The 23,854-nt window shown below is 46.0% G+C and carries 23 protein-coding genes; 16 read left to right on the forward strand and 7 right to left on the reverse strand.

Going from position 1 to position 23,854, the window contains the following annotated elements; all coding sequences use genetic code 11:
* The first annotated feature begins 47 nt into the window (after nt 1–47).
* The 6 genes from MHI14_RS00960 to MHI14_RS00985 all read left to right on the forward strand — a co-directional run bounded on the left by MHI14_RS00960 (nt 48) and on the right by MHI14_RS00985 (nt 6,647).
* Entirely contained in the window at nt 48–542 is a 495-nt protein-coding gene (locus MHI14_RS00960; RefSeq protein WP_133386310.1) for a helix-turn-helix domain-containing protein, read from the forward strand.
* Nucleotides 539–2,053 carry a DUF1877 family protein gene (locus tag MHI14_RS00965; protein WP_133386309.1) on the forward strand — a complete coding sequence of 505 codons (1,515 nt, stop codon included), beginning with the start codon at nt 539–541 and terminating at the stop codon, nt 2,051–2,053. Before MHI14_RS00960 ends, MHI14_RS00965 begins: the two co-directional genes overlap by 4 nt.
* A 111-nt stretch (nt 2,054–2,164) precedes the next feature.
* Entirely contained in the window at nt 2,165–2,293 is a 129-nt protein-coding gene (locus MHI14_RS00970; RefSeq protein ID WP_017691584.1) for a hypothetical protein, read from the forward strand.
* Between the two features lie 232 nt (nt 2,294–2,525).
* Complete coding sequence (locus tag MHI14_RS00975; protein WP_341129716.1) at nt 2,526–4,010, forward strand: copper amine oxidase N-terminal domain-containing protein; 1,485 nt, start codon at nt 2,526–2,528, stop codon at nt 4,008–4,010.
* 244 nt (nt 4,011–4,254) lie between these two features.
* Nucleotides 4,255–5,718, forward strand: coding sequence for a GNAT family N-acetyltransferase (locus tag MHI14_RS00980; RefSeq protein ID WP_341129717.1), 1,464 nt, complete (start codon nt 4,255–4,257; stop codon nt 5,716–5,718).
* Between the two features lie 143 nt (nt 5,719–5,861).
* Nucleotides 5,862–6,647 carry a glucose 1-dehydrogenase gene (locus MHI14_RS00985; protein WP_341129718.1) on the forward strand — a complete coding sequence of 262 codons (786 nt, stop codon included), beginning with the start codon at nt 5,862–5,864 and terminating at the stop codon, nt 6,645–6,647.
* Nucleotides 6,648–6,772: 125 nt separating this feature from the next.
* Here MHI14_RS00985 and MHI14_RS00990 read toward each other — a convergent pair whose 3' ends face one another.
* Genes MHI14_RS00990 through pdxR form a run of 3 tightly spaced genes read right to left on the reverse strand, consistent with a single transcriptional unit; the run spans nt 6,773 to nt 9,612 of the window.
* Nucleotides 6,773–7,231 (reverse strand): GNAT family N-acetyltransferase, encoded by a 459-nt coding sequence (locus MHI14_RS00990; protein WP_339311416.1) that lies wholly within the window; start codon nt 7,229–7,231, stop codon nt 6,773–6,775.
* A complete protein-coding gene (locus MHI14_RS00995; protein ID WP_341129719.1) occupies nt 7,228–8,148 on the reverse strand; it encodes a D-alanine--D-alanine ligase in 921 nt (306 codons plus the stop codon). Before MHI14_RS00995 ends, MHI14_RS00990 begins: the two co-directional genes overlap by 4 nt.
* Before the next feature lie 12 nt (nt 8,149–8,160).
* Nucleotides 8,161–9,612, reverse strand: coding sequence for a MocR-like pyridoxine biosynthesis transcription factor PdxR (gene pdxR / locus MHI14_RS01000; protein WP_341129720.1), 1,452 nt, complete (start codon nt 9,610–9,612; stop codon nt 8,161–8,163).
* A 673-nt stretch (nt 9,613–10,285) separates the two neighbouring features.
* Here pdxR and MHI14_RS01005 point away from each other — a divergent pair.
* Both MHI14_RS01005 and MHI14_RS01010 read left to right on the forward strand, forming a co-directional pair.
* Nucleotides 10,286–10,642 carry a nucleotide excision repair endonuclease gene (locus tag MHI14_RS01005; protein ID WP_076213814.1) on the forward strand — a complete coding sequence of 119 codons (357 nt, stop codon included), beginning with the start codon at nt 10,286–10,288 and terminating at the stop codon, nt 10,640–10,642.
* A gap of 207 nt (nt 10,643–10,849) precedes the next feature.
* Nucleotides 10,850–11,596: a Bax inhibitor-1/YccA family protein gene (locus MHI14_RS01010; protein ID WP_091036514.1), complete on the forward strand. Its 747-nt coding sequence runs from the start codon at nt 10,850–10,852 to the stop codon at nt 11,594–11,596.
* A 166-nt stretch (nt 11,597–11,762) separates the two neighbouring features.
* Here the strand turns inward: MHI14_RS01010 and MHI14_RS01015 are convergent, their stop codons facing one another.
* Both MHI14_RS01015 and MHI14_RS01020 read right to left on the reverse strand, forming a co-directional pair.
* The gene (locus MHI14_RS01015) at nt 11,763–12,446 is read right to left on the reverse strand and encodes a 4'-phosphopantetheinyl transferase family protein (protein ID WP_341129721.1); all 684 of its coding nucleotides are present in this window, start codon (nt 12,444–12,446) and stop codon (nt 11,763–11,765) included.
* A gap of 63 nt (nt 12,447–12,509) precedes the next feature.
* Nucleotides 12,510–13,382, reverse strand: a complete 873-nt coding sequence (locus MHI14_RS01020; protein ID WP_249913061.1) for an arylamine N-acetyltransferase family protein — start codon at nt 13,380–13,382, stop codon at nt 12,510–12,512.
* A 288-nt stretch (nt 13,383–13,670) separates the two neighbouring features.
* On the opposite strand from MHI14_RS01020, the gene greA reads away from it, so the two are divergent.
* The 3 genes from greA to rlmN all read left to right on the forward strand — a co-directional run bounded on the left by greA (nt 13,671) and on the right by rlmN (nt 17,060).
* Complete coding sequence (gene greA, locus MHI14_RS01025) at nt 13,671–14,147, forward strand: transcription elongation factor GreA (protein ID WP_062836673.1); 477 nt, start codon at nt 13,671–13,673, stop codon at nt 14,145–14,147.
* Between the two features lie 283 nt (nt 14,148–14,430).
* Nucleotides 14,431–15,786, forward strand: coding sequence for a sodium-dependent transporter (locus MHI14_RS01030; RefSeq protein WP_091035609.1), 1,356 nt, complete (start codon nt 14,431–14,433; stop codon nt 15,784–15,786).
* Nucleotides 15,787–15,965: 179 nt separating this feature from the next.
* Complete coding sequence (rlmN, locus tag MHI14_RS01035) at nt 15,966–17,060, forward strand: 23S rRNA (adenine(2503)-C(2))-methyltransferase RlmN (RefSeq protein ID WP_339238704.1); 1,095 nt, start codon at nt 15,966–15,968, stop codon at nt 17,058–17,060.
* A gap of 167 nt (nt 17,061–17,227) precedes the next feature.
* On the opposite strand, the gene MHI14_RS01040 is transcribed toward rlmN, so the two are convergent.
* Nucleotides 17,228–17,668, reverse strand: coding sequence for a GNAT family N-acetyltransferase (locus tag MHI14_RS01040; protein WP_221820041.1), 441 nt, complete (start codon nt 17,666–17,668; stop codon nt 17,228–17,230).
* A gap of 212 nt (nt 17,669–17,880) precedes the next feature.
* On the opposite strand from MHI14_RS01040, the gene MHI14_RS01045 reads away from it, so the two are divergent.
* The 5 genes from MHI14_RS01045 to MHI14_RS01065 all read left to right on the forward strand — a co-directional run bounded on the left by MHI14_RS01045 (nt 17,881) and on the right by MHI14_RS01065 (nt 22,851).
* A complete protein-coding gene (locus MHI14_RS01045; RefSeq protein ID WP_133386437.1) occupies nt 17,881–18,321 on the forward strand; it encodes a MarR family winged helix-turn-helix transcriptional regulator in 441 nt (146 codons plus the stop codon).
* A 101-nt stretch (nt 18,322–18,422) separates the two neighbouring features.
* Nucleotides 18,423–19,532 carry a glycosyl hydrolase family 8 gene (locus tag MHI14_RS01050; protein WP_341129722.1) on the forward strand — a complete coding sequence of 370 codons (1,110 nt, stop codon included), beginning with the start codon at nt 18,423–18,425 and terminating at the stop codon, nt 19,530–19,532.
* 112 nt (nt 19,533–19,644) lie between these two features.
* On the forward strand, nt 19,645–20,520 hold the full coding sequence (locus MHI14_RS01055; protein ID WP_338589329.1) for a diguanylate cyclase domain-containing protein: 876 nt from the start codon (nt 19,645–19,647) through the stop codon (nt 20,518–20,520).
* Nucleotides 20,521–20,680: 160 nt separating this feature from the next.
* Nucleotides 20,681–21,976 (forward strand): glycosyltransferase family 2 protein, encoded by a 1,296-nt coding sequence (locus tag MHI14_RS01060; RefSeq protein ID WP_036612238.1) that lies wholly within the window; start codon nt 20,681–20,683, stop codon nt 21,974–21,976.
* A gap of 146 nt (nt 21,977–22,122) precedes the next feature.
* A complete protein-coding gene (locus MHI14_RS01065) occupies nt 22,123–22,851 on the forward strand; it encodes a class I SAM-dependent DNA methyltransferase (RefSeq protein ID WP_341129723.1) in 729 nt (242 codons plus the stop codon).
* Nucleotides 22,852–23,050: 199 nt separating this feature from the next.
* Here MHI14_RS01065 and MHI14_RS01070 read toward each other — a convergent pair whose 3' ends face one another.
* Nucleotides 23,051–23,833 carry an ABC transporter ATP-binding protein gene (locus MHI14_RS01070; RefSeq protein ID WP_341129724.1) on the reverse strand — a complete coding sequence of 261 codons (783 nt, stop codon included), beginning with the start codon at nt 23,831–23,833 and terminating at the stop codon, nt 23,051–23,053.
* Between the last annotated feature and the right edge of the window lie 21 nt (nt 23,834–23,854).

A 23,854-nucleotide genomic window follows, 5' to 3' on the forward strand; every position in this document is an offset into this window, starting at 1 on the left:
ATTATATGTCGAGTTAATAAAATACATTTGTGAAGGACGTGTTGTGCATGAATCAAGTTTCATTGCCCTCAATGACGGTATTGCAGTACTTGGCTCATATTCACCAGTTATCTTACACTCAGGTGTGCAAAGAGGTAGGACTCACTCCACAGCAATTTAATGACTGGGTCAAGAAACGTCGACCAATTCCTAAGGATAGACTGCAACAACTGGCCGATTATTTTCATGTCGAACATGAAGTGCTGATTGATGGACAACATTATTTGCGTGATCTCACACCTGAGAATACAGTGGATATACAGATCCTTTTTATTCAACAGAAGTTAGAGAGGGAAGGGGAAGAAGAGGAGAAAAAAGCCTACGAGATGAAGCTTGTCCAGTTGCTGCAGGAGAAACACAAGCAGGCTTTAATTGCGAGGTTTGCAGCGATCATTGAACTGGGAGGTGAGAAAACGATCAAACATTCTGAAGAATGGCTTAGTAAAGCGGAGTCCATGGCAAATATATCTGCACCCTTCTCACATCAGGAGGGGGAGAAATGAGCACAGCATTCGCAGTGAAATCTCAAGAGAACTTTTGGGTCTGCAAAAATCAGGATGTGATCTACGATGGAGTATATCTCTTCACAAACCAACGTGGACTGCAGAAAACTGCCTTGATCATGCCTCCATCTCTTCCTGCATCATGGACTTCAGTCTATGGGAGTCTAACCGTTTCTCAAGTAGGGAAGGAGAATCCCAATGGAGGCATAAATGAAGCAGGGCTTGTGATTGAACAGACCACGTTATGGTCGACCCACTATCCAGCTGAAGACGGCCTTCCAGTTGTAAGTGAGATTCAGTGGATACAGTATCTTTTGGATACATGCAGTACTGTAGATGAAGCATTGGAGGCAGCGGGGAGAATCCGAATAGATCAGAGCACTTCCCAGTTGCATTATTTAATCGCAGATCGCACCGGAAATTATGCAATTGTGGAGTTTCTCCAGGGTCATATGTGTGTGCATTCCGCGCCTTTGGAGGCGCCTGTAATTACAAATACCGCGTATAGTGATGCAATACGTGAACTGGAGTCAGGGCAGAATGTATGGTCACAATGGGACGATTATGAGAAGAATTCAATGGATCGGTTTTCATGTGTTGCCGACATTTATACTAATTCTGGGACATTTCTTGATAATCCAGACGCACTCTTCAAGGTACTGGCTTCTGCCAAACGCGAAGATACAGTATTTTCCTTAATCTATGATCTGCAGCGAATGGAAGTACACATAATAACGTCAAAGTATGTAAAACCTGTTGTTATTCGTATGATTGACTTCATCTTTGAACAATCTTCGCTTGCACAGGTGGCAAATCTGCAGTGTCGATCAGGGGAGCGAGAAGAGCTCCTATTTGAAGATTATTCAGCGGACATAAATATGGAAGCGGTTCGATCCTTTTTTCGTAATCCTCTACTGACTAGTGTGTTCAAGTGGGCTATACCTGATGAGTTGATTCACTATATGTCACAATACCCCGATTCTTTTACATCAAGCACGGTTAATGGGGAACAACAGAACCAATTACACAGGAGGGATAACGGTATGGGAATGTCCGGCAGATATCTTGTGGTAACGAAGGAGCTAGTTGAATCCATTAAGTCAGGTGAAATCAGTGTGCATGATTGTGCAGTTGATCTGGATATTGATAAAACGTGGCAGATGCTTCAATTCACACTAAACGGTAACCTGATAGAAGGAGAGCCGCCCCTGGGCTATGTGGTGCCTCTTGCAGGTGAGCAATACTTGGGGAACTATTCGGACATGGATCTGTTCTTGCTCAGTAATGAGCAGGTGCTGGAGGCCTACATGGCATTGGAGCAGCTTACAACGGAAGAATTAAAGCAGCGGTATAGTCTGGACCAGATGATCACTGAAGGCGTCTATCCTGTCATGGAAGATTGGGATGCGGAAGAGACATTTCAGGAGATCGTTCAGACTGTGGATGATATCCAGGCCTTGTTTCAGGCAACGGCTGCGAGTGGAAACGGGATTGTTTTTTATGTTTTCTAAGAAGTGTAATGATGGTTTGGTAGGTTTGAACTGCTCCTATTCGGGTTATTGATAGACACAAGGCTCAGGCCTTGATGACATGACTATCCGGTAGAAGAGAGGGAATGCGATATGACACAGGATCAGAACGAAGAGAACAAAGCCATTCAAGAGGACGAGCCGGATCAATTCGAGACTCCCGCAACTGCGGAAGATGAAGAAACGGATGAGAAACTCGCAGAAGATCAGGAGCAAGAATAACTCCCGGCATTGCATAATGAAGCAGGATGTTTTATCGAAACATACGATATGCTGAAATATAGATAGACCAGAGGTCGGACATGTTCCGGCCTTTTGGTTTATTTTTTTGCGTATCCGTTTACAAGAATTACCTATACCTTCATAATGGAAATGAACCATATTTTTCTAAGGAGGAGTTCATATTACGAATCGGAAGTTAGTCCAATGGATGGCAGTGCCACTAGTACTTTTAATGGTTGTTCTTACAGGATGTCAGGCTGTGGGTGGAGTAGACGTTGGCAAAGCAATGGCCAATGGCGCGAGTATCAAGTCCGGTGAATCCAGACAATCCATGAATATAAACATAGAACCGGCTAAGGAATTTGCTACAGATAAAGACCTTGAAATGATCGAACTCATTAATTCCATATCCCTGGATATTGATCAAGCCAAAATGAAAGATGCGAAGACTGCATCGATCAAAGGTACACTGAGCATGGAGGGAACGAAATTACCTTTCCACCTGTCCATGAATGAGTCCCAATTGGTCATTGATCTGGACGGAGCCCAGAAACCGCTGTACATATCTCTGGATACGCTCCAAGATGCACAAGCGCTTCCGATGGTAGATACGAAGGCTCTGGAGAAACAACTCGAGGAAATTTCCCCGAAACTGTTCTCTTTTGTCCTGAAGCATCTGTCCAATCCGAAGAACATCTCCGTAACACCGGTACAGGAATCCGTGAATGGCGAAGCGCTTAGCCTCTCCAAGCTGCATCTGGAAGTTAGTGGTGAAGAGATGCTTGCTATGGTTAAACCGTTCCTGACGAGTATTTCGAAAGATGAGCAGGGACTGAAAGACCTGATTGGTGATCTGTATGATGTGTTCTACCCTGTACTTGAAGCTGTGAATGAGGTTGAGGGCGGGGGAGATGAAACGCTGAATTCGATCGTTCCTGAATCGAAAGATGAAGCCGTTGCGTCACTATATGCCATCATCAAAGTAGGACTGGACAGTATGCTGGTCAATTATGATCAGGAGCTGAACAACCTGTTGAATGAGACCCCTGAATTCAAAACGGTTTTTGGCACAGATACCAAACTGAAATTGGATTTCTATCTCGACAGCAAGCTGGATATTCGCAAGCAAAACTTTGAACTGAAAGTAGCGCTGCCTGCTTCTGAGGATCTGCCGGTGAACTCTGTAACCGTAAGTGGAGACAGTGAACAGTGGAATATCGGTGGAACGGTTGCAGTTGATGAAGTGGATGTTTCGGGTGGCGTCATGGATCTGATGAAGGATGATATTACGCCTGGACAGATGCTGCGCAATTTTGATTCCAATTCACTGGCATACCAATTGTTGAAAGATGAAGCTGGGATCACGAGTAAAAGTGTAGTGCTCTTCCCGGATGATGAATACGCTGGGGCGATCACGGTTAAGAATACAACATTTGTTCCACTTCGTTACGTGTCTGAAGAATTGGATGCTGAAGTGAAATGGACCAAAGGCTCGAACCAAATCGTTGTCATTGACGACATCACTGGTGATGAGATTGTCCTGACCGTAGGTTCCAAGAAGGCAACCGTTGCTGGTAAAGAAGTAACTATGGTGGAATCCGCTTATGTAGGCAAGGACGGCAAGACGTATGTGCCGCTGCGCTTTGTGGCTGAATCCCTTGGAGCTACTGTAGATAAGGAACAAGAAACAGGCTGGATTTACATTGACCGTCCTTAAGTGAGACGTTATAAGTAATCCTTAGTAAGAGAGGGGATTTCAGAGTATGCCAGATTTCTCGTAATGATCGTGAAAAGAACACCGCAAAAATTCCGTTAGAACATTAACGGGATACGTGTGTCCTTTTGACCCATTACGAGGAGCTTCGGCGTTTCTGAAATGATGAAACAGATCGAGGAGTGCCTCTATTAGAGGTGCTCCTCTTTGTTGTGTCATCCTAAATAAATCCCCAGAGGTGTTGTATATGAAAAGTCAATTATTCATCCATTCAAACTCGATTACGTTGCGTCCATTTACGCTGGAAGATCAGGCTGTCGTGTATGCATTAACCCAACAACCTGAAATCACAGATATCCTGCCAGATTGGAAGATGACTGAGGAGCAATTGCGCGAATTTTTACAATTCGTTGTTGGCAGTTACGAACAGTTCAACCCGGAAGATGTACGCATCCTGCTTGCCGTTGTACACAATGAAGACCAGCATATCATCGGTTGGTGTGGTGTGTTTCCGAATGACATGCTGGACTGTGCTGACCGCGAGGTGGCTTACGCCATCTCCCGGGATTACCGGGATAAAGGATACATCACAGAGGCTGTGCAGGCGCTAACAGCATATGTATTTGAGCATACCTTGCTGGATCGAATCGTGGGCATTGTGAAGCCGTACAACCAGCCGTCACGCAAAGTTCTGGAGTATACGGGTTTTTGTTATATCTCTCGCAAAAAGCTAGTGGACCAGGAGAACTACGATTATTTTGAACTGCTCAAAGTAAAGTCCGAACCAGTGCAACCGAAGCAGTTACATTCTGAAATTCGCTTACGACGAGCGCAGCAAGAAGATGCTGTTGTACTTACAGAGATTTGTACTCGTGCTTTTGATCATGCCATAGAAGTCTGGGCGGATAGTGCGAAGGATATCGATAACAATTTATGTCCACCTGATTATTCGTCAGTTCGAATGCATCGTTACGTGATCCGTGAATGGGATTATTATGTTGTAGAATCAGATGGATGTGTTATTGGCGGGGTGAGTGTTAACGTGCTCGGACGAAAACATGCCAGGATTGATAAGATCTATATTGATCCCGTATGCCAGGGACGTGGCGTGGGAACTCAAGTCATGAGGCTTATTGAGACTGAATTTCCGCAGATTGAAATCTGGAAGCTGGAGACCTCAGGTCGGCAGCAGGATAATCATCATTTTTACGAAAAAATGGGATATGTTTGTATCTATGCATCTGAGGATGAGTTTGGATATGAGAAGAACATGTCAATTGATCCTTTTGATCCAACATGTGACGTGGCATTATCCATGGACTCGGGTGAGTCAGTGGTTGAATATGTTCAAGCTAATCTGGACTCAGTCCGTTACAGCACCAGTAATCTGACCAATAGTCGGATTACCGACTGCAACCTGAGTGGAAGCAAATTTACCAATCTAAATATGACCAATATATTGCTAGCTGATTTACGCCTAACCGATAGCAAGGTTGAATTCTGTGCTTTGGATGGCGTTCAATTCCAGGATACACATCTTGGATCTGACCGTGTACCCATGCATTGGGCGCATTGTGATCTTGGGGGAAGTCGCTTTATCGATTGCGATCTATCTGGAGTGCAGTTGGAACAGTGTCAAGTGAACGGGATGAAGATCAATGGAATAGAAGTAGAGGAATTACTTGCAGCCTATGAGGCTATGAAGTCCTGAGGACGAATGGCAGGGCGAATACGGAAGCATACTAATCCGGTTGAGATGCTGGTTGTAACAGATCCCCGTTAGATTAGAGCAAATGAAGAAATGGGTATTTACGTATGGAGGATGTCAAAAACGCAAAGGGAGGTCTATGAATTATGACTGAACGATTTGCGGGTAAAGTGGTCCTGATTACAGGTGGTGGCTCCGGTCTTGGACGATCAGCTGCTGTGGAAGTTGCACGTGAAGGGGCTAAGCTTACCCTAGTGGATGTGAACATGAAGGCGCTGGAAGAGACCAAGCGTGTGATCTCGGAAAAGGTACAGCATGCCGAATTTCTGCTAATTGAAGGTGACGTATCGGACGAAGAAGCTGTGAAGAAGTATGTTAGCGATACTGTCAATGAGTTTGGACGTATCGATGCATTTTTCAACAATGCAGGCATTGAAGGCAAGCAAAACCTGATCGAGAACTACGAGACGGAGATGTTCAATAAAGTTATCGATATCAATCTGAAGGGTGTATTTTACGGGTTGAAGCACGTCTTGCCTGTGATGAAGAAACAGGGCGAAGGCTACATCGTCAACACGTCCTCTGTCGGTGGCATTCGCGCCGTGCCAAACCAGATTGCCTATGGAGCGAGTAAACATGCCGTAGCCGGCATGACCAAAGATGCGGCGATTGAATACGCCGAGCACGGGATCAGCATTAATGCAATTGCACCTGGAGCCATTCTGACAGATATGGTCATCGGTTCGTTCAAACAGATCAATCCAGATGACTGGGAGTCAGCATCCAAAGAGTTCGTGAAGGACAACCCAGCGAAGCGCTTGGGTGAACCGAAGGAAGTAGGGCGCCTCGTTGCCTTCCTGCTGTCTGGCGAAGCACCGTTTATCAATGGAGCTATTATTCCAATTGATGGTGCGCAGTCAGCCAAATATTGATCCCATAATCATCAACAGCACATCAATGCGACATAGATATATACTGAAGAACGCCCGTTTCCGCCAATGTGCGGAGTAGGGCGTTCTTTTTGGTGTGAAATTTGAAATAGCACATCATCCTCAGGTTAAGTGTGCTGTAGAATCTGTAGCTTTTTGCTAAATCCGGTACTCCCGGCTGTAAAGCCCATCTGGCGATAGAATTCATGTGCAGCTTCACGTTCTGGGCGATTGCCACTGTTCAGAGACAAGGAATCCACGTTATGCGTGGCTGCCCATTGCTCAGCTTCAAGAATGAGCTGACGACCGATGCCTGAGCCCCTGAACTGGTCGTGTACAACCAATGCCAAGATACGGCAGTGTCTTCCGTTCTTTTCATATAGATAAGACGTCTGTAATCCGATCAGTCCAACTACGCGGCCTCGTGCTTCAGCAACCAGTGTAGTAAAGTTTGCGTCCGCAGAGATATGGGTATAGCGCTCTTCCATCTCGGCGTACGTGGTGGGATAACCAAGTTGGTCCATCAGAATGACCATATCTTGCAGATCGGTAGGGGAGCTATGTCTAATCGTTACATCCAGGCTCATAATGTTGTATCCTCCTTGGGTCTTTCCTTCAATGAAAGTTCAATAATGGTATCCAGCAGCTCTGCAAAAGTAATGCCTGCAGCAGCTGCACTTTTGGGCAGCAGACTGTTACGGGTAAGACCCGGCAGCGTGTTCACTTCAAGCACATACGGCATGCCTTCCCGAATCATCATATCCACGCGAGCGTAGACGCTGCATTTGAGCACCTGATAGCAGGCCAACGCCGCGGCTTCAACGCGATTGTGAAGGTCCAAAGGCAATTGCACAACCTGCTCATCGGCCCCGTGGTCATCGTATTTGGAAGCATAGTCAAAAAACTCAGCGTTCGAACGAATGGAGATCACCGGCAACATCTTACCATCCAGAATGGCACAGGTAATCTCCTCACCTTCGATATACTGTTCAATCATGACCGTGTCATCCCAGGCGAGGGCAGCCTCTACAGCGGCGGGCAGAGTGGAAGCTTCCTTCACCACTTGGGTACCGATACTGGAACCGCCCGAATTGGGTTTGACCACCACGGGGTACGTTAATTGTTGAACAGCAATGGAGGACAGTTCCTCCATATGGTTCACCCGCAGCCATTCCCCGGTAAGCACACCTGCATGCTGCATGAGTTGTTTGGACATGTCTTTATCCATGCATACACTGCTTGCAAGCACACCACAGCCTGTGTAGGGAATACCCAGAGATTCCAGTGTGCCTTGGACCGTACCGTCTTCGCCGTATTTGCCATGCAGGGCAAGCAGTGCCACATCGATCCCCGCTGACTTGTCGATTAGATCGCGCTTGGTGTTCAGCTCAATGGGCACAACCTCGTATTTGTCTCTATTGAGATTCGCAATCATCTCCTGTCCGGTGAGCAGTGAAATATCCCGTTCTGAAGATGTACCGCCCATAATCACGCCAACTTTCATGTGAAATCCTCCTTATCTCATTTGAGCTGCTGTCTCGCCAATGATGCGAATGCCTTTACGTATATTCTCATCGCTGACTCTGGAGAAACCCAGACGCATCGTGTTTACACCCTGACCATGTTCCAGATAAAAGGTATCCCCTGGTGTGAACGTTACACCTTTCACTTTACAGGCCGCCAGCAGTTCACGGGTTCTGTATTCGGACGGGAACTGCACGAACAGATGCAGACCACCCGCACCGGAAATCCGGCACATTGGCAGATGCTGCTTCAGGCAACGCACAACCAACTCGTATTTTCGCTTATACTCCGTACGAGCTCGCTTCAAATATTTCTCGAAATTACCGTTGCTCAGATATTGATACAATAATGATTGGTCCAGCGTGGAGGTATGGATGCTGCGTGCCCGTTTCATACTCTCCAGATAATCAATCAGCGCCGCATCCCCAATAATCCAACCTACCCGCAGACCTGGGAACAGGACTTTGGAGAAGCTGCCCAGATACACCAGTCCATTGCCTTTGCCCATGCTGGCGATCAGGGGAGATACGTGGGAACCGGAATAGCGCAATTCTTCGTTGAATCCATCCTCAATGATGGGAACCTGATACTTGTTCATCAACCGGATGATCTCTACCCGTTTTGCAGGGGACGTCACAATCCCGGTTGGATTGTGATAGGAGGGCACAAGATACGCCAGATCATATGGACCTGCCTCAAGTTCATGTTCCAGTTGCTTCAAGTCCAAGCCATCTGGCTCCATATTCACACCGGTCAGGTGGAACTGGTGCAGCTTCAGATTTTTGATCGCCGTGTGGTGCGTTGGATTCTCGCAGAGCGCTTTTCCGCTTTTTTTGCGCAACGCTCCAAGCACCAGATCGAAACCTTCCGTGAATCCGTTGGTGATCAGGATGTCCTTGCCACGGAGGTCAACACCTTTGTTCTCCATATAACGTAGTAAATAGTTCATCAGCGGTCTGTATCCCTGCGCATATCCGTAATTCAGCAGTACTTCGCCTTCAAGTGACATGCGATCCAGAAAAGCCCGTTTCACGTTGTGCAGATCAAACAGCTTTTCATCCGGTGCTATGCTGGTAAACGATATCTCACCGCGCTCTGCTCCGGAGCCATGTTTCATCAGATCGTACTGCTCTGCCTGAATGGCATACTCGCTTACCTCTGTCGTCCAGTCCAGTTCCCAGCTTGCTGCTGCCTCAGGTGTTTCGATGGAGGCACTGACGTAATTGCCCTTGCCTTTGATTGCATAGATCAGCCCTTCATCTTCAAGCTCGGCATAAGCGAGCAGGACCGTGCTGCGACTAACCTTCATGAGTGTACTGAGTTCACGGGTCGAGGGCAGCTTTTGTTTGGCTTGCAGGCCGCCTTTGAGCATCAATCGCTTCATATAATCTTTAACTTGTATATATACAGGGCGGTCCTCCGTCAATTTCAGATCGGAATACATCCCATCACTCCCTCTACTGGTATCTTGCCATATTATAAACCCAGCAGAAAGAACCACGATACCTCTGTTTCCCTGAGCGTGTGGTTGGTTGTTCGCACAAACGCAAAAAAGCCCTGGCAGTATGCCGGGGCCTGGTGGTGAAACTTGATCCATTTTCTATAGTACTGCTGCTATAATTTCTACAGTTGCATTGCATGACTAGTCTCTCTAGGATCGATAGCTATCTGACCTTCTACGTGTGTCTATTAACTTCAGTACGACTATAATTGCAGGCTTTCTAGGTGATACTTAAAATCTACAGCGAATCATGAATCTAGGTCTTTCTAGGTTTGCTTGCTGCAAGGGTCGATTAGATGATGAATCCACAATCTATAAGCTAGGGTTCTTGCTAACTGTACTCTTGTCGTGATCACATAACAGAATTCAGCATGAAAAAGATATTCAATCATAGGGTACAATAGACGGAGGTAGATATAAAGACGTATGTCTCAGTGCCCAATTTCTTCCTCATACCCCTATAGTACCACTTTGAATCAGGGAAGTTAACCTTTTTTTTGAAATATTTGTCGTAATAGCGAAAATTGCGTGAATTGTACTTCATATAGATTGAAATGGTGTCCCTTTATAATATGTGATAGGATGTAAACCTATAGATAATGAGGAAGTGAGCCTATTGATTAATATTACTGTGCCAACACCGGATGTAACCATCACAAAGCAGGTTGATCCACAGCTTAGCCACATTTATGGATTTACTGATTTTCACCTGATTACCCGGGAACTAGGCGGGATTTTCATGTTTTACAATGCCGCTGGAGAATTGTTATTTGTCGGGAAAGCACGTAAATTAAGACCACGTATCAAAAAGCATTTTGAAGACACGGTATCACCAATTAAGAATCACCGCGAGGAAGTAACAAAGATTGAAGTATGCCTGGTTGAAGATCCGGTAGATCGTGAAATTTACGAGACGTATATCATCAACACGATGCGTGCGAAATACAATGTAGATAAAGTCTTGTACAAATAAGACGCTTAAAAATCACATGAATATGCAATGTCTGGGACATATGTCCTAAGTGTTGCGCCTGGGGGTAAGGATGTAATCGAAGGATTACATCCGATCCCTTCTGGTGCCATCCCGATCTTTTCGAGGGAGTAGCTTGTAGAATTGAAACGTAGTAAGCCCAAGCTTAGTATCACAGATATACCAAATACATATGAAGAGGTGATTGTGTTGATCGGTCGTAGCGGTAACCCTACACTTAAAGACAGCACGTTTGAAAACAGAGGATATGGAGAAGATCGGTATCAGAATTACATGACGATCAACGGCACGGTGAACAAAGCGTTTATTACGCTGGTGATTCTGCTGGGCAGTGCGTTTGCAACATGGATGATGTTCTTTAACGGACAACAAGTGATGCCGCTCGCTTATGGCGGATTAATCGTTGGTTTCATTCTGGCACTTGTCATTTCATTCAAACCAGTAGCGGCACCGTATCTAGTACCCGTCTATGCCGTGGCAGAAGGGCTATTCCTAGGCGCACTCTCAGCAACCTATGAGTCACTGTATAACGGAATTACCTTGCAGGCGGCCCTGTTGACCATGGCTGTATTCATCGCCCTGCTGATGGCATACAAAACCAGATTGATCAAAGCTACGGAGAACTTCAAGCTTGGGGTCGTGGCTGCAACCGGTGGTATCATGATCATGTATCTGCTGAGCTTTGTACTGAGTTTCTTCGGAATTTCGATTCCTTATCTGCATGATAACAGCTTGATTGGCATCGGTATTTCAGTCGTTATCGTCATTGTGGCTGCCCTCAATCTGGTCCTTGATTTCGACTTCATCGAGGGTGGTGCTGAACGTGGTGCGCCCAAGTACATGGAGTGGTACGGTGCATTTGGATTGATGGTAACACTGGTATGGCTGTACATTGAGATTATCCGTTTGCTTGGCAAATTGCGGAGCCGGGATTAGTCTATTCAATACGTCAGGGACGTAAACGGAGTGTGGATTTAAAGTTAAAAAGCTAACGCGTGTTACTCACGTCGTTAGCTTTTTTGATTAACATTAGCAGGATTATCTTAATGGCGGCCTCTTACAAAACTCAACTGATTCCAACTCGTTGAGGCCCAGCACCACTCTATACTAACTCCGTATACAGATCCTCCAAGGTTACGATTTCCGGCTTACTCGGCAGTTCTCCCCCAGCCGAACATGCCGCAAGCATATGTCCATCATCCAGTCGCTGACTGAGAAAGAGATATGTCCCGGCCTGCTCGCAATGCCAATCTTCCCGCTCATTGGGAAGGATGGCGAAGGAATCCAGTGGTATGGACAGGCCCATACCGACTGCCTTGATATAACTTTCCTTCAGCGTCCATAGACGGTAGAAGGTCTCCAGCCGCCGATTGTCAGGCTTGGCCGCCAAGAACTGGCTCTCCTTAGAAGAGAAGAAACGCTCTGCAATCTGCATGTCAATTGGAGCTATTTTTTCCACATCCACGCCCAGTTCATCTGTACTGCCGAAGATCAGAGCAATCCAATCACCAGAATGGGAGACGTTGAATTGTACATCCGAATAGTGACTGAGTGAAGGTTTGCCGTAGGAATTACGGGTAAAAGAAAGCTCAGCAGGTCTCAGTCCAGTTAACTTGCTCAAAGTCACACGAGTCAATATCTCTCCCAGCACGGAGCGATACGCGTCAGCCTGACGCACAAAACGCGAAGCCTGGGCACGTCGCTCGGCAGAAACATGCGACAGCAATTGGTTCCAGTTCGCCTCGGGCAATACTTCTGGAACTTGGAGTACACGAATAGTTATCATCATTAATCACCTGAGTACGTATTCGGCGTGGATCAATAACTTTCCTTTATATGGAACGGACTCTCATGCTTCTTGCGCTTGTTTCCATTCCGTATGTGCAGACTGCACTCGCTGCCACATATCCTGGCATTCCAGTTCGCTGTAATTCACCAAGGGTTCATGGAATATTTCAGTTAATACGTTACGCCACTCGGTATAATTCCGGATCTCTATTTTCTGGATTCCTTCCAAATCATGTGTTCGAAGCATACATCCACGTAGTTCATGACTACGGATCTCATCCCGCTGACGAAGCAAAAATGCGTTATGCCAAGGTGATTCGACCGTTTGACTGTAGAATTCATGTTTGGGAATGAACTCCCCCAGATCGTGGACTACCTCGGGAGCATAGTCGACTCCTGCACTTGGCCCATTTGGCTCGTACTCAAGCCGCCATCCCCCAGCCACAACAGATGATGGCATCAATTGGTACGTGAACGGAGCTGAACCATAGGTTCCATAACGAAGTGGCAGAGGTTCAAAGGGCATTCCGCCCAGACCTACATCTACAATCCAGCGCTCAACTGTCGGGTCAGCATCCGGCAGAAGGACGGACAGACCGAGATGGAATGAGTTCACACGGGGTTGTTCCCCATGAGGCTGTACTCCCCCGCGATGCCAATCAACCGTATAACCCAGCGAGCGGAGAAGAACACTAAATGCACCATTTAGATGAAAGCAGTAGCCACTACGTCCCTGTAATATAAGTTGAATCGATTCTTGAAGACTGATTCCCGCAGGACGACCTGCAAAAATATCGACCGTTTGCCAGGATAAATATTGGACATGTGCTCGCTGGAGTTCAAATAAGAATTCCAATGTAGGTTCCTTTATATGATCTATGCCGATCCGTTTCAGATAGGCCTGTATTTCAGTTGTATTCAATAGTTCAATCATTCAGATCACCTCACGTCATATAGTGGACTGCAGGCGATGGTTATAAAACTTCTGCTGCCCTGAGTTCATTGTAAAATTCAACGGGTGAAAACAACATGATCAGTTGAACCAATTGTAACGGTACAATTCATAGGATAACCTTGAAAATCATCTCAAGAGATGGACATGGTTTTGATCTCATTGAAATACAATATATGGATGAGCTATTTCTTTTTCTGGGGTATGCTAACCCTTTGGAGTGGATATAGGTTAGAATATAGATAGATAGCAGGATTAGGAGATGGAAAAATGGCTAATGATGAAGTGATTTTGACACAGGAAGGCTTGGAAAAGCTGGAGGACGAACTGAGGGATTTGAAGACGGTGAAGCGTAAGGAACTGGCTGAGCGTCTGAAACTCGCGATCAGTTACGGTGACCTGAAGGAAAATAGTGAGTATCATTCAGCCAAAGATGATCAGGCCTTTATGGAGACACGGATTTTGATTCTGGAGAAGATGTTGACAAAAGCAAGAGTCATCTCTTCAGACAATATAGACTCCAACAAAGTGAGCATTGGATCGACGGTGTTGCTTAATGACATTGAGTTCGCCGAGAAGATTGAATATAAAGTGGTTGGCCCTGCCGAGGCCGATGTTGCGGATAATAAAATTTCGTACGAGAGCCCGCTGGGCAAGGAATTGATGGGCAAAGAAGTGGGCAGCGTCATTCATGTCAATGCTCCGATGGGCGTTATCAAGTACGAGTTACTTCAAATCAAAGTGTAATTCAAAAAGAGAGGTGCTCCGCAGTCATCCAAGTGGCTGAGGGGACACCTCTTTTTGATTCTATTGGGCTTTGAACGGTTGGGAATAGGGATTTGTTGAAACTTCATACGGTTGGACTAACGGACTTTATCACATACTGTGTTTAAGGAACTTATGAGATGAAGATTTCCGTGTGTTTTATATGTAAAAAAATAACATTTCGACAAATTTCGAATTTCGAATGACCTGACAAGGTGAGTAGTATATAATTACGGGAAAACTTTAAAGTGATGGAGTAGATACGATGAATTTTAGTAAGCCTAATCTAGATCAAGACAACGCTGGCAAAGGAGAACGTTTCTCCCAAGCTGGATTTATCCTGGCGGCCATTGGTAGTTCGGTTGGTCTGGGCAACATGTGGAAATTCCCGTACATTACGGGTGAGAACGGAGGGGCTGCGTTTTTCCTGCTCTTCATCGTCTGTTTGCTGCTGATTGGTCTGCCGGTGCTACTGGCGGAACTTGCGATTGGTCGCAGTGGCAGAGGTAGTGCAGCTACGGCTTTTATCAAAGCAGGTGGACATAAGGGTTGGCTCGCGGCCGGTTTGCTGCAAGTATTGACGCCGTTTATCATCCTGTCCTTTTACGTCATTATTGCGGGCTGGACATTGCAATATGCAATTACGTCATTTAGTGGAACATTGTTCAACAATCCGGATTATGCCGGACAGTTCAATTCCTTCATAGGCGGTTATATGCCGATCGTGTGGCAACTGGTTTCAGTTCTGATCACAGGCTGGATTGTTGCCAAAGGCGTATCTAACGGAATCGAGAAGTTTAACAAGGTACTGATTCCAGCGATGTTGGTACTGCTCATTATCCTGATGATTCGTGCAGTTACATTGCCGGGTGCAGGAGCTGGGGTATCCTTCTTCCTGAATCCGGACTTCTCGCAGCTTACAACGGAATCCGCACTGGTTGCGCTTGGACATGCCTTCTTCTCCCTGTCACTGGGGATGGGTATTCTTGTAACCTACGGTTCGTATGTAGATAAAAATCAATCCCTCGGTGCGGCAACCGTCGCCGTCGGCGCGGGTGACCTGATCTATGCATTCATTGCGGGTCTGATCATCTTCCCAACAACATTCTCGTTTGGTATTGCACCGGACCAAGGACCGTCACTGATCTTTGTGGCACTTCCGGCGGCCTTCTCGGCGATGCCACTTGGCTTCTTGTTTGGCGGACTGTTCTTCATCCTGTTGGCTATTGCGGCATTGACGTCAGCAGTATCCTTGCTGGAAGTTCCGGTGAAATATTTCATGGAACGTTTGTCCTGGAGCCGCAGTCGTGCGGTATGGGTTATTTCGCTAGCGGTCTTCATCGTGGGACTTCCTTCGGTATTGTCGCTCGGCTTGCAGCCTGAATGGACGATTGGATCGAAGAGTGTGTTCGACTGGATGGACTTTGTAGCATCCAACATCCTGCTGCCTGTAGGTGGATTGCTTGTGACGATTTTTGCCGGATACTTCTGGAAAACGGCTGCGGAAGCTTCCGGCCTGCGTTCCGGATGGTTCCGGGTGTGGCTGTTCATGCTGCGTTACGTAGCTCCGATCCTGGTTCTGCTGGTTCTACTGCACACATCCGGTATCATTCACTTCTAATGGTGAAGGCCCGATAGGGTGAAATATGGTCTGTTGTGCAGATTTACCATGGATAAAACCTCTTGGAAGAAATGCAAAAGCCCTTGTTTTCCCTCGTCAATTTTGGGACAATACGGAGTAGAGGTTTTTTGGGTAGGACCGATAAGCCATATGCTTTTTTGCGAAAAGAGGATTATACAATGAACAAATCATCCATATATGGATTAACATTAGAGCAATTACGTTCCTGGCTGCCGGAACATGGGCAGAAGAAATCCCGTGCATCCCGGATCTGGGAATGGTTATATCAAGAGCGTGTACACGATTTCCCGGCGATGTCCGATGTCCGTCAAGAATGTCTGGATGTACTTTCCGAGCATTTCACAATGAACTCGCTGAGCGAACATGTGAAGCAGGAATCGGCAGATGGTACCGTGAAGTTTCTGCTTCGGATGCAGGACGGCAACCTGATTGAGACAGTATTGATGCGGCAAAAATACGGGCTTACCGTCTGTGTGACCACACAAGTGGGCTGTAACATTGGTTGCAGCTTCTGTGCGAGCGGTCTGATCAAGAAGAGCCGAGACCTGACCGCTGGAGAGATTGTGGAACAGATTATGCATGTGCAGCGACATCTGGATGCAGCGGGTCAAGACGAGCGGGTAACCAACGTCGTTGTGATGGGGATTGGCGAACCATTCGACAACTTCCAACACATGAGTGATTTCATCGAAGTCATCAAGGATCGCAAAGGATTGGCGCTGGCGGCGAAACGGATTACTGTGTCCACGAGTGGCCTTCCGGACAAGATCAAGGAATTTGCAGACAGTAGTCTGCAGGTTAACCTGGCAATCTCTCTGCATGCACCTAATAATGAACTGCGTACACACATCATGAAGATCAACCGGGCTTTCCCGATTGAGCAATTGATGGATGCAGTGGATTATTATCTGGCTACAACGAACAAACGCATCATGTTTGAGTACATCCTGTTACGTGATGTTAACGATCAACGTGAGCATGCCGCGGAGCTCGCTGAACTGTTGTCCAGTCGCAGAAGTATGGTCAGTGTGAATCTGATCCCATACAACCCGGTGGATGAGCACAGTCAGTATCAACGGAGTACAGAAGAATCGATTCTGGGTTTCTATGATACGCTCAAAAAGAACAACATCAACTCCACTGTACGTATGGAACATGGTACGGATATCGATGCTGCTTGCGGACAGTTGCGCAGTAAACAAATGAAGAACAACACTGCCGAATCAGAGCCAGATCGTCTGGCACTGGGATAAGATACAATGCGGAGCTGGCAAGTAAAGTTAGGATACTCGGTTGCTCTAATGGGTGCCTCTACGTGCCATTTACCGTTGTTGGGTTGCGAATGCGTTGCCTGGTCTTAATGCAAAACGCCTCTGTATATCACTGAGAAGTGATAACGGAGGCGTTTTTTGGAGTTTCATTATTTCAGTTTTTTGGTCATCAACAGATGGGGGATGCCGTCTTCCATAAATACTTCCGAAGCGGGTGCATATCCGAGACGTTCGTAGAACCCGGAAGCTTGTACCTGTGCATGCAGCTTCGCTTTCTCAAGTCCTTCGGCAACAGCCATCTGCTCCAGCTTGTCGATCAGCACACGGCCCAGGCCGTGTTTGCGGTAATCGAGCATGACGCAGATCCGTTCCAATTTGGCGACCTGTTCCACAATGCGCAGTCTGGAGGAAGCAGCAGGCACACCGTCTACGTAGAGCAGAATGTGGCGTGCCTCCGCGTCTAATGTATCATAAGCATCGAATTCATCCGCTGCGGGTACGCCTTGTTCTTCGACAAAAATAGCAGTTCGAATGGCGAAGCAGGCATCGAGCAATTCCTGATTATTAACTTCAACAATCGTTGTATTCATGAATGTTTCTCCTTTGGACGATAGTAATCATATCCGGGCATGATAAACTGGTATATAGCATAATCATTGCAGCCGTTCCATGTGAGTATCTTGGTTAAAATTTAATCCAAGTTAACTGTAGTTATATCACTATTTATGTTGTGAATGCAACAATTTTATAAAAGGGCGTGAGCGCATTGACTGATAAAAAAGAAGTGTTGCGTGAAATTGGCATGATTGCCCGCTGTCTGGATTCGATCAGCAATGTCGAATTTCAACATCTGAACTTGTCCCGAGGCCAATATCTGTATCTTTATCGCATATGTGAGAATCCGGGCATTATTCCCAACCAGCTGGCTGAACTAATCAAAGTAGATCGAACGACAGCGGCCAGAGCGATTAGCAAACTCGAATCCGATGGATTTATTGTCAAACAGTCGGCAATAGACAATAAGAAGAACAAGTTGTTATATCCGACAGAAGCTGGCCTGAAAGCATGGGAATTCATTCGTAAAGAGGGCGAGCATTCCGACCAGGTGACGCTGGACGGCTTTACGGATGAAGATATAGAGACCGCGGTTAAGCTTCTCCGCCGAATGCGCCACAACATCGAGGTAGACTGGAAATTTGTCAAAAAGGGCGGACGGCGGTCCTACATGGATATCTTAGAATGAACAATACCTCTATCCTTGACCCCTACATCCCAGACCCTAGCCGAACCGATCTCAAGGAGCAGAGTCATTATCTCACAATAGCAAAAATACAGGAGGGAATCATGAAGAGAATGAACCGGAAAACAGTAACGTGGTTGGTCATGTTGGTGGTCAGTATTGCAGCAGCGTTCATTATTTTCATGAAGGAGCGGTTCGTGATGAATGAATTATCCCCTACAGTATCCTTTGTCCAAGATCATATGACCAATCCCAATGGTTTACTTGCGTCCTATTTGCAGGATGCCACATCCGAAAAAGCGGATATCGTAGCAGGCAGAGAGGTTTTATCTGAATCACTTGGTCTTTGGATGCAATATGCTGTAGCCAAGAACGATCAGGCGTTATTTGAGCAAAGCTATGAGCTGCTGACGACCTATTTCCTCATGCCGCAAAAATATATTGCCTGGAAGCTGGATGCTGAGGGAAAATCTCACGTGACCACTAACGCGCTCGGTGATGATTTCCGAATTGTAGGTGCCTTATTAAAGGCAGCAGATCAATGGCAACAGGGAAGAGAAGCCAAACTGGCAACGGCCTCGGATATTTCCCGTACACTGACGCAGTCGGTTCAGAATAAAGGATATTATGTTGATTTTCACGATTTTGGCAACGGTTACTCCGCGGATATGTTAAGCCTGGTTTATGTGGATCTACCGTCTCTCCAATTAATGGAGAAGCATGAAATGCTGGAGCCGGGCACATATGCCAAGTACGAATCCATGTTGAAGAGTATGCCGGATGACGGGATATTTTATCCGAAAACATTCAATGTGGGGACGAAAGAGTATACATATGATGACACAGTGAATCTGATTGATCAGCTGATCGTAGCGAACCATCTAACTGCGACCAGCCGCAAACCGGACAAGCTCATTGCTTTTTTGAAAAAAGAATTCAATACCCGTCATCAGCTGCCGGGACAATATAAGCGTAGTACTCGCACACCTGCGGTATCTTACCAATCTCCATCCGTATATGGACTCGCGATACTGCTTGCGGTTCAATCAGGTGATCCAAAATGGGCGAAACAGCTGTATAAGCATATGATCAGCATGCGTAGTCTGGATGCCAGTTATCCAGGCGGATATGTATTTAGTGGAAACACACATATGTTTGATAACCTGTTTCCTTTGCTTGGGGAGACTGAATTACAAAAGTTACTTAAAAAGTAATAAAAATGTCGTTTAATATATTCAACTATGTGTTAACATAATGTTTGTCTATTCATGTCATATATTGTTTACTCGAAATATCACTAACCAATCTACTGGAGAGAAGAAACCTATGAGGAATAAAGCACCCATCCTTCGTATTGCATGGGGATATGCGAGTTTGATTGGATTAGCCGTAATCCAGCAGCTCGTTGTCTATCTTAAGATTTATATGAATCAGAGTTATACTACACTGGATGTGGTGTTTAGCATTGTGTCGCTTGCAGCGCTGATCCTGGGTTTTGTGATACCTGTCGGGGTATCTGTCGTCGCCGGATTTATCTATCTGGTCTCTTATTTTGTATGGCTTGTTACCTACGCGGATGTAAGTGTACTTACGTTCTCTTGGTGGCTGCTCATTCCAGCCAATGTGGCTGTGGCTGCTTTTATCAAGGCAAGTCTTGTGCGCAATGCGCGTGTCATGGAGCGTCTGCAGGAGCTTCAGGAGCGTAATCCGGAGATTGATCTGGATACCTCTCTGGGCAATAAGGATGCACTTGCGGATACGCTTGTTAAGCAAAGTAATCTAGCCAGACGTTATTCGGAGCAATATGGATTCAGCATGGCGATGTTCAAGATCGAGTTTTTGCCGTTGGTACTGGAATCTCTCGGTTCCGTACGTTATGCACAGTTCCTTCTTGAACTATCCACTACCATACAGAAGCAGATTCGGTTTGAGGATTATAAATTTTTTGTGGATCGAGGACGTTTTGTGATTATCTGTCCAATGACCAATGTGGAGTACTTGCCCATCCTGACACAACGGATCAAAAAAGCCATGATGGATCTGCAAATCATCGATAAAAAGGGAAATGAGTTGCAGACGGTTATTCGATCGGGTGCACTGGTATTCCAGAAGGAACAATTCAGTAAGTATGAGGATATCGATGCTGTTATTGCGGCACTGGAACGGAACACAGAGACAGATCTCATTGGTGAATACATCTAGATGCTATGGGGGAGGAGTATTTCTGTGAATTATTTAACATGGTTTGTTCCATTATGTATTGTAGTTAGCAGTTTCTTTGCCATTACGATTCTTATATTAACCTTTGCGACTCTTCGTTTTCGAGGGAAAATTAACAGGAAATATGATCGGAGGAAATTGAATGGCTGATTTCCTGCTGTTGATGTCCATCCTCAGTATTTGGATATCCGTCACCGAGTCGATTGTCATTATGGCTGGAGCTATCCGTTTCATTAACAAACAAGAAAAAAAGGGAATTCAAATTCCTGAAAGTATGGATGATTACCCCACTGTGACTGTCATGGTGCCTGCGCATAATGAAGGGGTAGTTATCGTGTCTACCGTTGAGCATATATTGCGTCTGAACTACCCTGAGCATAAAGTTCAAGTTATTGTTATTGCAGATAATTGTACAGATAATACAGCAGAGCGCCTGAAGGAACTCAAGGCCAAGACGAGTTATGCAGATCGTGACTTTACCATTCTGGAGCGTACCGGTACAGGTGGGAAGTCGGGAGCTTTGAATGATGGCCTTGAACTGGCGTGGGGAGAATGGATATGTATCTATGACGCAGATGCGGCGCCTGAGCGGAATGCATTAATGTTTTTGACACAAAAAGCATTGGAAAACCCGGAGAAGTATGGTGCTGTATTTGGTCGAAACAAAGCTCGTAATCGGGGTCAGAATTTTCTCTCCCGTTGCATTAATCTGGAACTTGTAACGGTCCAACGTGTTCACCATACGGGGCTATGGGAGTTATTCAAACTGGGCACGATTCCTGGTACGAACTATATTATCAAGGCAGCACTGATCCGTGAGATTGGTGGATGGGACCCTGATGCGATCACGGAAGATACGGCCGTGTCGTTTGATATTCTTACTCGGGGTCAGCTTATTGCATTAGCGCCACAAGCAGAGGCTTACCAGCAGGAACCTGAGCAATTATCGGTATATATGAAACAGCGCCAGCGCTGGTCCAAGGGAAATTACCAGGTTGTTATCGACAATGTGAAGCATTTATTTGACCGTACTAGCTGGAGAATTAAACTGCATGTTCTGTACTATGCTGCAAGTTATTTCTGGTTTATGATCGCTATTATTGTATCGGATATTATTTTTGTCTCGAATCTAGTGTATCAGGTTATTGCATTATTTAATCCGAATGTCATTTCTCCCTTCCAGTTCTCAGGGGATGTTTACGTGTATCTCGTAATAGCATGGGCATTAATGTACTACATTTATGTACTACAAATTAATCTCGCACTCTCAGCAGACATTGGGCAAAGCAATACGCAGAATTTTATTGTGGCCTGCCTCTCCTATTTCACATATGCCCAGTTATTTCTGGTCATATCCGTCAAAGCATTTATCTCGCTTATTGGAGATAAGCTATTCCGGAGAGAAACCAAATGGTACAAAACGCAGCGTTTTGGCTGAGAAACATCAACTTATAAACGAAGGGCTGTTTTCTGGATTCGTTCAGAAGGCAGTCTTTTTTACTATGGAAAGATTGGTTGGCATTATGTATACTCTTTCAGGCTGTACATATTGAACGTTGCATAAAGGAAACGGAGGCGTGTGGAATGGGCTACAGGGGACCTGAGTTTTACGATAATGAGGAAAACTTTGAGAAGTATATGGAACGCCGCCAGTGGCAGGAGAATGCCAATGATACGTTAGAGAAACCCGTTATGCTAGAGCTGATCGGAGACGTTGCGGGCAAGAGCATACTGGATCTTGGCTGCGGGGATGCGAGGTTTGGCGTAGAATTGCTCCGTTCTGGTCAAGAGGGTACAACTTACACGGGAGTTGAAGGTTCACTGAATATGGTGCGGGCAGCTAACGAATCGGTTAAAGGCACGAATGCACAGATTGAACAGGCATTCATGGAAGACTGGACCTATCCGGCAGGTACATACGATCTGGTTATATCCCGACTGGCTGTTCACTACATCGAGGATGTGGAGAGCCTATTCCACAAGATATATAACACGTTAAATGAAAATGGCACATTCATATTTTCGGTAGAACATCCTGTGATCACGTCCACACTGCAACCTTCCGGGACGCAAACGGATTGGGTGGTTGATCAGTATTTTGTAGAAGGATATCGTGAGCAGCAGTGGCTGGGCGGTTCTGTGAAAAAGATGCATCGTTCCATTGAATCGTACTTTATGGCATTGCAGCGGGCAGGGTTCCATGTAGAACATTTACGTGAGTCAGCACCACAACGTGCTTATTTTGTAAACGAGGAAACCTATCTGCGCAGGCAGCGTATTCCATTGTTTCTGTTCCTGGCAGCCCGGAAATAGATCGTGGAGAAGAATATAGATAAATAGAAGGACATAACTAAGTTATACTCATAAATTAGAAAGTTCTACACAGAAAACGGTGGATAACACTAGATATAGCAGTTAAAAGCCCGAAATCTATCCACATGTGGATAAGATATTGGGCTTTTACTGTTAAGTTTCTTCACCTATGTTACGTTTGCTGTGTATAACCCCGCAATTATGAATCCGCCGCTGCTCTGACATAGACACGATCCCCGTGCCGATCAACTTCCACAGGTGCCTCGAAGAAGTTACTCAGCACTTCGGTGTTCATCAGATTGTTAGTTAATCCGCTATGGACTATTTCACCCCGGCGAAGCAGGAGGCTGTGACTAAAGACAGGCAATATTTCCTCGGTATGATGGGTGACATAGATGAGTGATGGGGTATCTGGACGCTGTGATAATTCACGGATGCTCTCCAGCAATCGCTCTCTTGAGAACAGATCCAGTCCATTGCAAGGTTCGTCCAGAATGAGTACGCGCGGATTGGCCATCAGTGCTCGGGCAATAAGAAGTTTCTGTTTCTCCCCTTGAGAACAGGTACGATATTCCCGATCCCACAGGTGCTGACAGCCCAGCGTTTGCATCAATTGTTTTGCCTGTTCCAGATCATCATCTGACAGCTTGTCATACAGGCCAATGGTGGCGTGTTTACCACTGATCACGACATACTGTGTGCGATCCGTACCGTACAATTTCTCTTGCAGAGACGAACTGACCCAGCCGATGGATTTGCGGAGCTGCCTCAGATCCACATCACCATATTCATGGCCTAACACGGATATCTTGCCTTCAGTCGGCCAGAGATATCCGGTGACCATGTTCAGGAGTGTTGTTTTGCCGGAGCCATTCAGGCCAAGCAACGCCCAGTGTTCACCGTCTTTAACCTGCCAGCTTACATCGTTCAGCAGGGTAAGAGGTCCCCTTTTCCAAGTGACATGCTGTACATCAATTATCATGGGTTATTCCTTCCTTCTGTT

This window comes from Paenibacillus sp. FSL K6-2393 (genome assembly GCF_038002545.1).
Taxonomy (GTDB): Bacteria; Bacillota; Bacilli; order Paenibacillales; family Paenibacillaceae; genus Paenibacillus.